At 58.3% G+C, this 12,512-nt stretch carries 17 protein-coding genes; 10 read left to right on the forward strand and 7 right to left on the reverse strand.

Annotated features, from left to right (window positions below):
• From CRO18_RS18910 to CRO18_RS15510, 7 genes are all read left to right on the forward strand, one after another.
• Nucleotides 1-582: peptidoglycan-binding protein (locus CRO18_RS18910; RefSeq protein ID WP_097081114.1), on the forward strand; the 582-nt coding region annotated here is incomplete at its 5' end.
• Nucleotides 583-595: 13 nt separating this feature from the next.
• Nucleotides 596-799 carry a hypothetical protein gene (locus CRO18_RS15485; RefSeq protein ID WP_076484706.1) on the forward strand — a complete coding sequence of 68 codons (204 nt, stop codon included), beginning with the start codon at nt 596-598 and terminating at the stop codon, nt 797-799.
• Between the two features lie 11 nt (nt 800-810).
• Nucleotides 811-1,077 (forward strand): hypothetical protein, encoded by a 267-nt coding sequence (locus CRO18_RS15490; RefSeq protein ID WP_097082813.1) that lies wholly within the window; start codon nt 811-813, stop codon nt 1,075-1,077.
• Nucleotides 1,077-1,388: a hypothetical protein gene (locus CRO18_RS15495; protein WP_097082814.1), complete on the forward strand. Its 312-nt coding sequence runs from the start codon at nt 1,077-1,079 to the stop codon at nt 1,386-1,388. Before CRO18_RS15490 ends, CRO18_RS15495 begins: the two co-directional genes overlap by 1 nt.
• Entirely contained in the window at nt 1,385-2,494 is a 1,110-nt protein-coding gene (locus CRO18_RS15500) for a hypothetical protein (protein ID WP_097082815.1), read from the forward strand. Before CRO18_RS15495 ends, CRO18_RS15500 begins: the two co-directional genes overlap by 4 nt.
• Complete coding sequence (locus CRO18_RS15505; RefSeq protein ID WP_097082816.1) at nt 2,491-2,766, forward strand: hypothetical protein; 276 nt, start codon at nt 2,491-2,493, stop codon at nt 2,764-2,766. The genes CRO18_RS15500 and CRO18_RS15505 overlap by 4 nt, the downstream gene beginning before the upstream one ends.
• Nucleotides 2,763-3,077 carry a hypothetical protein gene (locus CRO18_RS15510; RefSeq protein WP_097082817.1) on the forward strand — a complete coding sequence of 105 codons (315 nt, stop codon included), beginning with the start codon at nt 2,763-2,765 and terminating at the stop codon, nt 3,075-3,077. Before CRO18_RS15505 ends, CRO18_RS15510 begins: the two co-directional genes overlap by 4 nt.
• A 266-nt stretch (nt 3,078-3,343) precedes the next feature.
• Here CRO18_RS15510 and CRO18_RS15515 read toward each other — a convergent pair whose 3' ends face one another.
• Both CRO18_RS15515 and CRO18_RS15520 read right to left on the reverse strand, forming a co-directional pair.
• Nucleotides 3,344-3,895 carry a hypothetical protein gene (locus CRO18_RS15515; RefSeq protein WP_097082818.1) on the reverse strand — a complete coding sequence of 184 codons (552 nt, stop codon included), beginning with the start codon at nt 3,893-3,895 and terminating at the stop codon, nt 3,344-3,346.
• Complete coding sequence (locus CRO18_RS15520) at nt 3,895-4,635, reverse strand: hypothetical protein (RefSeq protein WP_097082819.1); 741 nt, start codon at nt 4,633-4,635, stop codon at nt 3,895-3,897. Before CRO18_RS15520 ends, CRO18_RS15515 begins: the two co-directional genes overlap by 1 nt.
• Here CRO18_RS15520 and CRO18_RS15525 point away from each other — a divergent pair.
• A complete protein-coding gene (locus tag CRO18_RS15525; protein WP_097082820.1) occupies nt 4,634-4,927 on the forward strand; it encodes a hypothetical protein in 294 nt (97 codons plus the stop codon). The two genes, CRO18_RS15520 and CRO18_RS15525, sit on opposite strands and share 2 nt — an antisense overlap.
• On the opposite strand, the gene CRO18_RS18670 is transcribed toward CRO18_RS15525, so the two are convergent.
• Together CRO18_RS18670 and CRO18_RS15530 are read right to left on the reverse strand one after the other, a co-directional pair.
• Complete coding sequence (locus CRO18_RS18670) at nt 4,916-5,176, reverse strand: hypothetical protein (RefSeq protein ID WP_143128661.1); 261 nt, start codon at nt 5,174-5,176, stop codon at nt 4,916-4,918. The genes CRO18_RS15525 and CRO18_RS18670 overlap by 12 nt on opposite strands.
• A 68-nt stretch (nt 5,177-5,244) precedes the next feature.
• Nucleotides 5,245-5,439 (reverse strand): hypothetical protein, encoded by a 195-nt coding sequence (locus tag CRO18_RS15530; protein ID WP_097082821.1) that lies wholly within the window; start codon nt 5,437-5,439, stop codon nt 5,245-5,247.
• Between the two features lie 886 nt (nt 5,440-6,325).
• Between CRO18_RS15530 and CRO18_RS15540 the strand changes: the two genes are divergently transcribed.
• A complete protein-coding gene (locus CRO18_RS15540) occupies nt 6,326-6,802 on the forward strand; it encodes a thermonuclease family protein (RefSeq protein WP_097082823.1) in 477 nt (158 codons plus the stop codon).
• Nucleotides 6,803-6,995: 193 nt separating this feature from the next.
• Here the strand turns inward: CRO18_RS15540 and CRO18_RS18675 are convergent, their stop codons facing one another.
• The 3 genes from CRO18_RS18675 to CRO18_RS15555 all read right to left on the reverse strand — a co-directional run bounded on the left by CRO18_RS18675 (nt 6,996) and on the right by CRO18_RS15555 (nt 10,315).
• On the reverse strand, nt 6,996-8,180 hold the full coding sequence (locus CRO18_RS18675; protein ID WP_143128663.1) for a hypothetical protein: 1,185 nt from the start codon (nt 8,178-8,180) through the stop codon (nt 6,996-6,998).
• 4 nt (nt 8,181-8,184) lie between these two features.
• Nucleotides 8,185-8,583, reverse strand: coding sequence for a hypothetical protein (locus tag CRO18_RS15550; protein ID WP_143128664.1), 399 nt, complete (start codon nt 8,581-8,583; stop codon nt 8,185-8,187).
• 520 nt (nt 8,584-9,103) lie between these two features.
• Nucleotides 9,104-10,315, reverse strand: a complete 1,212-nt coding sequence (locus tag CRO18_RS15555; protein WP_143128665.1) for a site-specific integrase — start codon at nt 10,313-10,315, stop codon at nt 9,104-9,106.
• Between the two features lie 277 nt (nt 10,316-10,592).
• Here CRO18_RS15555 and CRO18_RS15560 point away from each other — a divergent pair, with 277 nt between their 5' ends.
• Nucleotides 10,593-12,380 carry an ABC transporter transmembrane domain-containing protein gene (locus CRO18_RS15560; protein WP_097082827.1) on the forward strand — a complete coding sequence of 596 codons (1,788 nt, stop codon included), beginning with the start codon at nt 10,593-10,595 and terminating at the stop codon, nt 12,378-12,380.
• Nucleotides 12,381-12,512 lie beyond the last annotated feature (132 nt).

Consider the following 12,512-nt stretch of genomic DNA (forward strand, 5'->3'; position numbering starts at 1 on the left):
ACCGCGTTCAAGCGCAGTGTCGGGCTTACGCCGCGGCCCTATTTTGGCCCGCTCACCGAGGCCGCGCTGATGGGCGGCGCGCAGCAACGTGCGCGCGCCGATATTCCCTGGATGGCCGAGGCGTCCCGGATGCTCGGCATTCATGAGGCCCGCGACACGGCACGGCTGAAGGCGTGGTTTGACAAGGCGGTCAACTGGATCGACCCGCGCGAAATCCCCTGGTGCGGGGCTTTTGTTGCCACCTGCATTCGCTCGGCGCTGCCCGGTGAGGTGCTGCCCGACAATCCGCTTGGTGCGCGCGCCTGGGGCGGTTTTGGCAAGGCCTGTGCGCCGGTCTTTGGGTCCGTGCTGACCTTTTGGCGCGGGTCGCGCGCGGGTTGGCAGGGGCATGTCGGCTTTTACTGGGGCGAGGAGGCCGGCGCCTATCACGTGCTTGGCGGCAATCAATCAAACGCGGTGAGCGTCACGCGGATCTCCAAGGCGCGTCTGCTCACGGCGCGCTGGCCAGACGCTCTCCCCGTCACCGGAAAACCCATCGAGCTGTCCGCCTCGGGCGGGCCGCTCTCGCACAACGAAGCCTGAAAGGAGGCTGATCATGGAAAATATCGTTTGGGCGCGCGTGGTGTTTTACGCGCTCTCGTCGCTCCTCGCCGCGATGCCCGCGGCTTGGGCGGGTTGGGGGCTCAGCTATGACGCCGCGACCGGCATTCTCTCGATCAATATCGAGACGCTGGCGGGCGTCTTTGTCGGCGCGCTCCTCGCCTCCGGGGGCGTGATGGCGCTCTGGGGCAAGAAATAGGGGGGCCGATCATGTCTGATCCGTTTGCACTTCATGATCCCGGCATCAACGGCCCCTCCCTGGGGGCGGCGCCGATTGTGCCGAGCGACACCGAAGATCTGGCGGTGCCGGTGCGCGCCGTCACCATCGGCGTGAATGGCGGCACGGTGCGCTACACCCATGCCCGCACCGGCGCGATCTGCACCACCGGCGAGCTGCCTATCGGGCAGCATTCGATCTGGGCGCGCCGCATCTGGGACACCGGCACCACGGCCGAGGGCCTGACGGGGTGGCAGTGATGATGGGGCTGATGGGACTTGGCGGGCTTGGGCTCGTCAGCATCGGCGGTGGGTTTGTCTCGGCGCGGCCAAGTTACCGCGTCGGCGATCTGCAGCCCTGCCTCGGGCTCGACTTCCGAAACGCGGTCTACGTCGCGGATGAGACCTGGTGGTATCCGTCCTACACCTCTGGCGATGATCCGCCCTGTCTCGTGCTCGACGTCGCGCGCGAGACGTATCTGGCCGATGTGGATTGGTGGAAGGAACCGCCGTTCCTGCCAGCCACCCCTGCGCTGATCTTGGACTTCACAAACGAAAGGTATGCGGCATGAGCCTGCAAACGAAATCTTTTGCCGATCTGATCTCGCTCTCCCGCGCCAGCGTGGCGACCTATCTGGGCGCGGATGGCACGATCAAAACAGCCGCGGTCGATGTGCCGCGCTTTGACTTCTCGACCGGGAAAAAGGCGCTGCTGTTGGAGGGGAGTCGCACCAATTTGCTGACGGCTTACACAAACCCGACAAACACCGCAGGCTTTACCAAGACTGGGGATGAAAACGGCGTCTGGAGTTTGGTTGATGACAGCGCAGAACTAGCAGCCGCTGGCCTGTCCGAAATTGTCACGTCCGGCAAGGTTATTAAGGTCGATAACTCTGCTGGCACCACGGACGTTTGGATTAACTCGTCAGTTACGGTTGGCGCTATAGACTCGTTCGCAATGCAGTTGTGGTATCGCGGTGGTGGTGGCGATAGCTCCATCTACCTGACCGGACAATCGGCAGATAGAACGCTGCTTGAAAGCGAGGGTTACGACCACGCCGTAAAGGTGTCCGTCGCGACAGAAACCACCCAGAAAATGATAATCCGGGTGTCTGCTGGTCAGACGCTATACTTCACAATGGCGCAGCTTGAAGCCGGGGCCGGGGCAACATCCTACATTCCGCAGTCTGGGGTAGCCACTACCCGCGCTGGAGATATTGTCGCGCCCATTGATCTCAGTGGGTTCTATCTCGGCGATGGTTATACGCTCGTCGCAAAAGGGCGGCTCGACGTGGCCGCCGGACCATTTGACCGGGTTGTCCAACTAGACGCGGAAGACGACCTCACTCGACAGCACTTCATGTGGCGCAGATCGGCGAATGCGTTTCAGGCCGAGGCTTACGATAACGGGTTAGAGCAGGCGACCTTTGTGGTCGCTGGGGGCCCTCAGCGCGGCGATGATTTTGCTCTGGCAATGGCAGTTGGACCTGACCATTTCCAAGTAGCCAGAAATGGCGTTGCTGGCGCAAAGGACAGCACAGTTTCGTTTGCTCTCCCGGTAAACATGAGGCTCGCATGTTCGGTTGGAGGAAATCGCCCCGCCCTCCTCCTGCTCGAAAGCATCATCATTTACCCCTACCTTCTGACCGAGGCCCAGCTGATCGAGGTGACGGCATGATCTACCTGACCTTTGCCGATGAAGCCGAAGCGCTGGCCGCTCTTTATGAAACCGATGGGGAAACCCCGCGCTATCCGGGCTTGGAGATCCTCAACCCGTGCCCGATGCCGGTGAGCGAGGCCACGGGCGAGGTGGATGCCGAAGGCGCGCCGATCAGCGCGGCGGTGCCCGGCTATCACGTCAACTGCGTCTGCCCGATGGGGACTTGCCCGCCGGAACTGGACCCGTGGCGGGTCTATCCGGTGACGCCCTTTGCGGTGCTGGCGACATGACCCTGCGCGCTCTGCTGCGGCTGTGGTGGCTTTGGCTCGCCATCGCCGCAGCACTCGGCGGCGCATTGGCTTGGGGTCATTACGCCAGCCTGCGCGCTGACCTCGCCGCCACGCGGGCCGATCTGGTGGCCGCGCAGGGCAGGGTGGCCGCCTATGCCGAAGCGGCCGAGATCCGGCGCCGGTCAGACGAAACCCAAGCGCGGCTGCGAGAGGAAGCCACCGCGCTCGATCTCCAGCTCGAACAAATGGAGGGGGGCGATGCGCCGCTTAGCGAATATCTGCGCACTGCTGCTGGCCGCCTGTGGCCCTGACCCCGCGCCGCCGCCATTGGCCGGGCTCGATCTGACGCCTTGCCCGGGTTGGACCGGTGGGCTGCCGGATACCGAGCAGAGGTTGATGCGCGCCGCAGCTGCGGAACGCGCGGGGCGGCTCTGTGCGAATGCGAAGTTGGTCGCGGTAAGGGAGGTCGTGAGGTGAGGCGATACTGAACGCTACCGCGCACAGCTCGTGACGCTGCAAGGCTGGGCACGGGCGATGAGGTGAGGGGGAGGTGGGGCGATATGATGCGCCAGGCCGATCACTCCATATATTTCGGCTGAACCTCTAGATGCTCGAATTTGAGCGCCTTTGGGTTTGCAGGCCTTTCGGGCGGAATAAATGCTAAGACCGGTCTGAGCTCATCGTCACCTGTGCCGCCTCCGTCGTCGGGCACTTCTCGTGATGTGCGATCAAAAAAGACAGCGGCGATCTGGAGTTTAAGGGCATCGAGGTAGACGCACTCGCGCGAGATTTCCGAGAGAACCCTATTTAACTGGGCCTCGCTTTCGGGCGTAAGATTTCCATCGAGTTCGCCCATCCGATGCAGGATCTTGTTCCTATTTTCTCGGCAAATCTGTGATCGCTTTATTGCCTGATCTACCTCCGCGACGATTTCGCGATCAAATTCCTTTGCGCCGACAACTGCTCGCAATAGCTTTTCGCGATCCTGAGGCCGCAATGGCTTGACCAGCAAGTCAAAGGTCAGTGCATCCACGTCCAAATAGAGCGCTGCCATGCTGGCGACGGCGTCTTCGGCGCGGTTCCATGCAATTACTATGCTTCCAATTGTTTGGCGTACTGTGTCTTGCATTATGCGCCATCAAAATCGGATGGAGGGCTTATGTGCGGCCAAAACATCGCGATCTCGGCGCAGCTCGCCTCAATATTTGCAAGCGTGCGCTTGTAGTTGGATGGCGCTGGCGTAGTCTTCATCGCAAATACATCAATCGCAAGACAGAGCTTTCTATCGACCTCACCAAGCGACTGTAGATGCTTGCTCGCCAGCATCCACACCAATGAAGAGACGCATTTGCTGTGATCTTCGCGCCAACCCTTTGAGGCGACAGCTTTAGACGTCTGCAGAAGAACGCCGCCGACACGGCCCTTGCCGATGTTCCGCGATACGAGGTCTAAGTTCACGCTCACATCAACGCCAGCAATTGGGAGCTTCGGTAGTTGACTGGTGTTCACTGTGAACGTGAGGCCTTTTAGGAAATTCGGGCCGATCATGCCTCGAAAGTTTGAGATGGCCTCTGCCGAAAGCGCGGCGTCGTTCTTGGAGTACGCGGTTCCATCGGACTTACTCAGGTCGATCTGGAGTTGTTCCGCCAGCGCAAGCTGGCTCGGTTGCCTGGTATCGTCGGCCAAGTAATCACAGATTGCAGATTTCGCTGCACCATACCTTGTCACCAGAAAGGTTGGCGAATATTTGGCATTGCGAAGAATCGTCTGTCGACGGGTCGGCGAAGCTAAAGTATACTCCGCCAACTGGTTGGCTGACATGCGTGGATCGTGATTCAGTCTGTATTTTTGGGAGGTTATGCCAGTCATGGACGACATCTACCTTTCTGAAACCGTGTGCGACGATACAATTTTTGTAACGCCGCTATCGAAAATGTTCTACCGTCAAGCGGGCGCGCATGGTCTAGGCGGGTCTGAAGGCTTTTTCATCTGCTCTTCTTCGTCGATTGATCCGGACGCGGGCTTCGAGGTCCTGGCGAAAGCTGCTACGGCAGACGCCGCTGAGAGAATTTTCCGCGCGCTTGTCAGTTTCGCCCGTCAGAATCATGGTGCCGCTGAATTGATAACGCAAGGCGCGCTCTCCGAGCCCCTATTCCAATAGGCTGCCGCTAGATCTCAATACGGCGGTTCCATCGGATGAGACGTGACCGATAGAAACGCGAATTTTCTTCGTGCCGCAATGAAGCACCGGCAATCCGGTTTTCATACCGATTCTGAACACTTCATTGCTCCTCGCGATGCCGTCCAGTGCTGTTTTGCCCCCTCCGGGAAGAGGCCGTAAATCCACGTAAACGTGGAAAATATCTCCATCTTCAAACTCAAGAGTGCCTTCGCCTTTTATGGGCTGCATTTTCCGATCCTTTGTTTTGTGTGGCGTCTTCAATGGGACAGCGAGGCGCCCTAAGGCACCCCAAGTTTTCAAGCATGCAGCCGCCGCAGCGCCTCGACACGACTACCTCGGTGCCGCTTTTCGGTGTTGATCTCGCTGATCCGTCCCTGATTTACGCCGTAAAGCGCGGCAATGCTGTGTTGCATCTCTCCCTGAATGATCAAGGTTTGGATGTTCACGGCATCCGCAAAGGTTAGGATGCGGGTCGTTCTTCTCTTGGCCATTTTGGGGCCTCCTTTTGCCCGTCGGGCATAGAGGCCTTTCTGACTTGAAAACCCGTATTACAACTGACAATCTGCCAGTTGACGGGAGGCAAGCCGAAAGGCGCTCCGGTTGACAACAAGCTCGAGGGGTAAGCGAATTCGGACCTCACTGCCCTTCGAGCACTCTTTGCGCCCTGTTCGACCCTGATTTTAAAACTGTCTCCATGCAGGGTTTGGCGCGTGTCAGTAATTTCTGTCCCGGTTGAGCGCGCGTCAACGGAATTTTCACCTTCTCATCGTGCGGTTTTCGGTTGACTGGGTGCTTTTAGAAATACGCCCAGATTCTTCCACTAGGCTTGCATATCGTCCGTGAGACACCACGCCAGCCGCATGTCATGCTGCCCTCGCGCCCCGCAGGCACCGCATTTGGCGCAGTTCACCACATCCTCAACCGATCGATCCGGCGTGCGCTCGGCAAGCTCGCGAAGGCGGATGCTGCCGTGGTGTCCGCACTGTCGGCAGGTGAGGTAGAGGCGGAGGGTGGAGACGGTGGAGAGGGCTGTCATGGGGCGCGATCATCTCGAGAAACCGATCAGGGCGCAATCCACTCGCGCGGCTTTGCGCCAGAGTGTCATGTGTCCAAATCTGCAGGCAGGTGGTCGCCGCGCCCGGTTATTGTTATGCTCCTCGGTAAGATACTGTTACAATCGATCAGCGTTTTGACCAGTGGAGATATTGTGATGATAGCCCGCGTCCTTCTTGCATGCGCCCTGATTTGTCCCGCACCGGGCATGGCGTTTTCCGACAATCAGGGATTTGACGGCCTTGTCGAGCATGGAGGCGGCTGCCGCAAAAGCTCACCTGCTGGACAGTGCTGCCACATGGACAGAAAAGCAGGGAAGGTGCATTGCCACTGAGATTTCAAGCGGTCGCGCTGATCATCACACTATTATCAGTGCCGGCGTTCGGCGGCACCCTGACAGGCACGGCCTCTGTTATCGATGGCGATACCATCGAGATTCACGGCACCCGCATTCGACTGAGCGCGATGGACGCGATTGAAAGCCGCCAACGCTGCACCTTGCCAGACGGAAGCCAATGGAATTGCGGGAAGGATGCCGCCTTTGCGCTTGCCGACAAGATCGGACGCGCGCCGGTCTCTTGCGATGTGAGCGGCACTGATCGCTATGGCCGCGCAATCGCGACCTGTTATCTGCGCGGGGAGGATATTGGTGGCTGGATGGTCGAGCACGGCTGGGCGGTGGCTTATCGGCGTTACGGCACCCAATATGTGCCCGCAGAGAACCGCGCCCGAGTTGAGGGGCGTGGCATCTGGGCAAGTCAGTTTGTCATGCCGTCCGAGTGGCGGCGCGGCAAGCGCTAAGTGAGGGGCACATTGGTTAGCCCAAAGCTGCCGGTCACCTCTGCGTGAGCGAATGCCAGGTAGACGGCGGCGACAACTGAGATGCCAGGAAATAATATAAGATCCCCATGGAGTGAAACCATCCGAAACTAGATTTATAAATACATGATGCCTTTGACACCTTCGCTTCAAAATAAATCCCAACAACCCTCATTCATATTAAAGTTTTGGGGTTAAAAAATTCAAACTCTTGCACCTGCATATAGTCTACGCGCTCTCGTCGCGTTAGGATACCGCGCATACTCAAGTAGCGGCTCAAATCCAGCTTTCCCTCTGGGGCCACCAGTTCAAACTGCTCAGGTGAGAATTTGCATGTGACCTGCCTTCCGCGGAAGGACATTATTCGAACAGTCCTAGTTTTTTCGGAGCCCCCTACTATCTTTCCCTTTTCGATGATCGGGCGACTCTCAATGTCCACAAGGGCCGATTTCACAGCAATTGCGGCTTCCCGCTTGAAGGTTACCACATTGACAGACTTTCCTTGCGAAGCGCTAAACTCGACAGCATCGAAAAAACTGTCTTCATTGGGCATTAGTTCGCTCAATGCAGCAGTTAGTAGAAAATTCTCTGCCGCATACTTTTCCATCTCACCCTCTACAGTTGCCGCCTTCGACATCTCCTTGATCTTTTCACCGAGAATATATCCTTGATATCTGACGCCGCTTTCAATTCCCTCCTGGGTGAGGTCACTAAGCTCGCTACGGCGTCGCACCGCCTGCATATTCACAATAGGAGACTTGACCGCCACCACAAATGAAGACAATGCAATTTGGCAATCAAAATCCAACGTGCTTGACCTACTATTTTGTAGCTCCAAGGGGGTCAAAAGCGCCCTAACTGTAACAAAGCTTTTGTCCACAAGAGACCTCAATCGACCTAGCGAAATGGATTTGTCGTTAAGATTTTGACCAGAGAACTTAATTGAAAATATAGATTCAGCTTGTGCAAGGCTGTCTGGCGCAGGATTTTGCCAGTAATATAGAGGGCGCTGAGTTTTTGGAAGAAACTTTTTAGGCAAATCAGAATGATCTATGCGCCAATAAGCCAACTCTTTTGACCCAAATCTCCAGAAAAATATCCAGTAGCTTTTAGAGAGAAAAGCGCCCCTCACAGATATATTTCCATCTTTCAAGGCAGAAATTATATCATCTTTGGTTTCTGCTGCTAAATAGTATGACCCGCCGTTTCTCGATGAAACCTTATTCAGAAGGCAATCCAAAGGGCCCACTTTTGCTCGAAAAATGAGGGGCTCATCAAATTCATACAAAACCTCGCCGACCTCGAAAGTATCTACAGTCAAGGTGCCATGGCGATTCAGGCCGAATTCCCATTGTGCCAATGCTTTAGCCCTCCTCAACCGGAGGCATAATAACCTTGAACTTGGAGGGCATGTCGCAGGTCAAATCGTTCCACAATGTACAGTGCTTGGGCTGCGGCCTGCTCGGCGTGGGCTCCCACACGCCATCGCCGACGTCTAGTGAGCCTTTGGCGATATATTTCTCAGCAAGGGAAGGTGTGATGTCACGCGCGTGATTGACTGCGTCCAGGTCTCTCCAGACTGACAGCCCCCAACACTGGCACCTGCTTTCCGTACGCGGGCGCAGCCCAAGATTTACCCATGACTGGAAATCTTCTTCTGCAATTTCATTGCTTTCTACTGCGCGGTAGAACTCATCTCCAGCAGAGACAGGCAAAGCGGTCATCGGCGGGCAATTTGCGGGAATGTCATCATCAAAAGTCAAACACACCTCCACTTCTACGCCACTTAAACAGCGGCGCGACGAATTTTGTCAATCGGTCACTATCGCGCAGCACGAGTGTCTCTGTCGACCTGGTTCATAAAATCCACACGCTCTCCCTGGAAATGTGAAGCAGCCACGGCGCCGCGCGAGAAAGGGCTGAGAAGTGTGCTTTCTAAGAGGCCAGGCAGTTCGCTTCAGGTCTTGGTCGCCCCCCTTCGAGCGCCCCAAGTGTCAACTGGTCAACTGACAATCACGGTCATTTCTTCAATGGTTTTTCTATATAATTTTATCTGGGCAAGTGCTGTTAGTGAGCGATGGACTTCCGGCACGGACCCTCATCGTAAAATACAGCGCAGGGAGCGAGTGCGTTCCGGGTTTCGCTGTCGTTGGCCCTGGACGCCGCGAAAGGCAGCTATCCGCCCTTTGCCACAATGCCCGCACTGTAGGCAGTCGAGATAGAGGCACAGGGTTGAGACGGTGGAGAAGGGTATCATCGGGCTGGGAAATCCCGAGGAACCGATTAGGGCGCAATCCCCGCCCTCAGCGGCACAACCTGTGCAACCTCCCCCGTCACATAGTCCGCCCATCGCTGCATAAGCGCTGCCCGCTGGTCCAGCAAGTCGGAGCGGGCATAAGCGCGACGAACCTTCCCGCCGACGACATGGCCCAGCGCGGTTTCGGCCGCAATGTCATACGATCCGTCAAGCTTATCTTGCACCCATGTCCGAAACGTGGTGCGGAAGCCATGCGGGCGCCCCGCCTCCCCGGCCTTATTGATGGCCTTGAGCAGCGCGTTTTGGCTTATTACAGCACCGCGATCTCCGGGGAACAAAAGCCCATCCACCGGATCGTTCGTCAGGTGCCGCGCCTCCTCGACAATTGCGAGCGCCTGCACCGAGAGCGGCACGCGGAAATCGTCAACCGCTTTCAGCTGCCCCTTCACCCGCTCTTTTGGCACGGTCCACACATTCCCCTCGATCTCGCTGAAACGTGCCCCGCGCGCTGCATCGCCGCGCACCACGGTCAATAGCAGGAAACGCAGGCACATCAGCCCCGATGTATCGCCGCGCAACCGCTCGAAGAGCGCCGGAGCATCCTGCCATCTGGTGGCCTCGATGTGCTCGGGCTCGATGTGCAGCGCCCCCATCATCTCTCGCGCCACTTCTAGCGCATCTGGGTCGATACTGTATCCGATGCGCTTCCCCTTCCGGCAGCAAAGCCGCAGGCGATGAAACGCCTTTTCGGCCGTGGATGGCTTGGCCCGCCAGATCGGCTGCAGCACCCGAACGAAATCAGCAGCCCCAAGCGTGGATACTGGGCGCTTGCCGATCTTCGGCAGCACATGCACGCGCAGCGGTGAGAGCCACCTGCCCGCCTCCCCCTCGCCCTTGAGCGTGTGCTTGATGGCCTCGAATGTGGTCTGCACTAAATCCTCCAGCGTCGGGTCATCCCTACTCGCCTCGGCCTCCCGCTCGCGCCTGCGGGCCGTGATCGGGTCTTGTCCTGATGCGAGCAGCGCGGCCCATTTGTCACGCTCCTTACGAGCCTGAGCCAGCGTCACCGCAGAGAGTGTGCCAAGCCCCATGTCGCGGCGCTTGCCGCCGAACGTGTATCGGTAGAGCCATTTGCCCCCGTCTTCCGTCTTGTCGAGATAGAGCCCGCCGCCGTCGCCATATCGGCCCGGGGCGGCGTTTCTGATCGTGATTGCTGTCAGCTTATTGGTCGCCGCCATTCTCAGCCCCACACTCAGCCCCACAATGAGAGCGCGCTGCAAGGGCTGCGGCTGAAACACGGTGAGACGGAAAAACCTTTATTCCATTGGGGTTTTCGGCATATCAGAGTCAACCTGAAACAGGTTGCGACATATCGCGGGTGCAGGCCGCCCGCACCACTTTCCTTCCCGCCGTTTTGCCTTTCACAGCTGCGTGTGCCCGACGGGTGACCCGACAAGAGCCTTGCCCTGTGGTCAAGCCGCTCCTAAACGAGATCAAACGCATCAGGGAGAGACGATGGCCCGCAGTCCGCAAGCCCCGCTGGAAGACCGTCCTAAGACCAAACGCGTCGCCGGATTAAGGGGCCTTGCGCCCTTCCTTGCCCCCTACAAGATGATGGCCTTGGCCACGCTGGCCGCCCTTGTGGCCACCGCTTGCGTGACGCTGATCTTGCCGGTGGCGGTGCGCCGCGTGGTGGATAGCTTCCAATCGGGCGGTGAACTGCTCGACGAATATTTCCTCGCCGCCCACATCATCGCCGCGCTTTTGGCGCTTGGCACAGCGGTGCGCTACTGGCTTGTGTCGCGTTTTGGCGAACGGGTTGTGGCCGATATTCGCAAAGCGGTGTTTGACCGGGTGATTGGCCTTTCGCCTGCCTTTTACGAAAAGATCCTGACCGGCGAGATCATCTCGCGGATCACCACCGACCCAACCTTGATCCAATCGCTGATCGGCTCTTCCGTTTCGGTCGCGCTGCGCAACCTGCTGATTTTGATCGGTGGGTTGATCATGCTGATGCTCACTTCGGCCAAACTGACCGGGTTGGTGCTTTTGATCGTGCCGCTTGTGGTGGTGCCGATCATCATCATGGGGCGGCGGCTACGTAAACTGAGCCGTGAAAACCAAGATTGGATCGCCTCTTCTTCCGGCTCCGCCTCTGAGGCGCTTTTGTCGGTGCAAACGGTGCAAGCCTTCACCCATGAGCCGCGCACCCGCGCCGCCTTTTCCGATGTGACAGAGAAAGCCTTTGGCGTGGCCTCGGCCCGGATCACGATGCGCGCAGTCATGACGGCGCTGGTGATTTTCTTGGTTTTTGCCGGGATCGTTGGAGTGTTGTGGATCGGCGCGCGCGACGTCCGTGCGGGCGCAATGACGGTGGGCGAACTGGTCCAGTTCGTCATTTATGCGGTGATGGTTTCTGCCGCCGTGGGTGCGCTGAGCGAGATTTGGGGCGAGCTTTTGCGCGCCGCAGGTGCGACCGAGCGTCTGGTGGAACTGCTCAATTCCGAGGATTCGGTGCAAGACCCGGCTGAGCCCAAAGCGCTGACCTTGCCCGCAAAAGGCGCGATCACCTTTGACAATGTGACCTTCCATTACCCGTCGCGGCCTGAAATGTCGGCCTTGAACACGGTCAATCTTTCGATTGAACCGGGGGAAACGGTGGCGCTGGTTGGCCCCTCGGGCGCGGGGAAAACGACGATCATTCAGATGATCTTGCGGTTCTATGACCCCGAAACGGGCCGCATTTTGATTGATGGGCAAGATCTGCGCAGCCTCAAACGCGCTGATTTCCGCCGGGCCATTGCACTTGTGCCGCAAGACCCGGTGATCTTTGCCACCACGGCGCGCGAGAACATCCGCTTTGGGCGCCCCGATGCGACAGATGCCGAGGTGGAGGAGGCCGCCCGCGCCGCCCATGCGCATGATTTCCTCTCCGCCCTGCCGCAGGGCTTTGACACCTATGTGGGCGAGCGTGGCGTGATGCTGTCTGGCGGGCAAAAGCAACGTATCGCGATCGCGCGGGCGATTTTGCGCGACGCGCCAATCTTGCTGCTGGATGAGGCGACCTCGGCGCTGGATGCCGCCTCGGAACGCGCGGTGCAGGCCGCCTTTGACGAAATGCGCGCCGATCGCACCACGCTGATTGTGGCGCACCGTCTGGCCACTGTGAAGAAAGCGGACCGGATCGTGGTCTTTGACCAAGGCGAGATCATTGCCCAAGGCACGCATGAATCGCTGGTGGCCGAAGGCGGGCTTTATGCGCGGCTCGCGCGGTTGCAATTCACCCAAGGTGGTGAAGAGTAACGCCCTTTTGCGATTGGCTGAAAACAGGTTTTCGCCGCGTCATCGGGTGATTACGTGACGTTTTGCCGCCGCCCACCCTTGCCCAATTGCTCGTTTTTCCGGCATTCTGGGTTCAAGGTCCGCAGAGGAACG

This window comes from Rhodobacter sp. JA431 (assembly GCF_900217725.1).
GTDB lineage: Bacteria > Pseudomonadota > Alphaproteobacteria > Rhodobacterales > Rhodobacteraceae > Rhodobacter > Rhodobacter aestuarii.

Bases quoted from the DNA above. Each gene is read 5' to 3' on its own strand.
- CRO18_RS18670 (WP_143128661.1), bottom strand. From the start codon at position 5,176: ATGCAGCCCATAAAAGGCGAAGGCACTCTTGAGTTTGAAGATGGAGAT.
- CRO18_RS15510 (WP_097082817.1), top strand. From the start codon at position 2,763: ATGACCCTGCGCGCTCTGCTGCGGCTGTGGTGGCTTTGGCTCGCCATC.
- CRO18_RS15485 (WP_076484706.1), top strand. From the start codon at position 596: ATGGAAAATATCGTTTGGGCGCGCGTGGTGTTTTACGCGCTCTCGTCG.
- CRO18_RS15515 (WP_097082818.1), bottom strand. From the start codon at position 3,895: ATGCAAGACACAGTACGCCAAACAATTGGAAGCATAGTAATTGCATGG.
- CRO18_RS15555 (WP_143128665.1), bottom strand. From the start codon at position 10,315: ATGGCGGCGACCAATAAGCTGACAGCAATCACGATCAGAAACGCCGCC.
- CRO18_RS15500 (WP_097082815.1), top strand. From the start codon at position 1,385: ATGAGCCTGCAAACGAAATCTTTTGCCGATCTGATCTCGCTCTCCCGC.
- CRO18_RS15560 (WP_097082827.1), top strand. From the start codon at position 10,593: ATGGCCCGCAGTCCGCAAGCCCCGCTGGAAGACCGTCCTAAGACCAAA.
- CRO18_RS15530 (WP_097082821.1), bottom strand. From the start codon at position 5,439: ATGGCCAAGAGAAGAACGACCCGCATCCTAACCTTTGCGGATGCCGTG.
- CRO18_RS15505 (WP_097082816.1), top strand. From the start codon at position 2,491: ATGATCTACCTGACCTTTGCCGATGAAGCCGAAGCGCTGGCCGCTCTT.
- CRO18_RS15490 (WP_097082813.1), top strand. From the start codon at position 811: ATGTCTGATCCGTTTGCACTTCATGATCCCGGCATCAACGGCCCCTCC.
- CRO18_RS15525 (WP_097082820.1), top strand. From the start codon at position 4,634: ATGGACGACATCTACCTTTCTGAAACCGTGTGCGACGATACAATTTTT.
- CRO18_RS15520 (WP_097082819.1), bottom strand. From the start codon at position 4,635: ATGACTGGCATAACCTCCCAAAAATACAGACTGAATCACGATCCACGC.
- CRO18_RS15495 (WP_097082814.1), top strand. From the start codon at position 1,077: ATGATGGGGCTGATGGGACTTGGCGGGCTTGGGCTCGTCAGCATCGGC.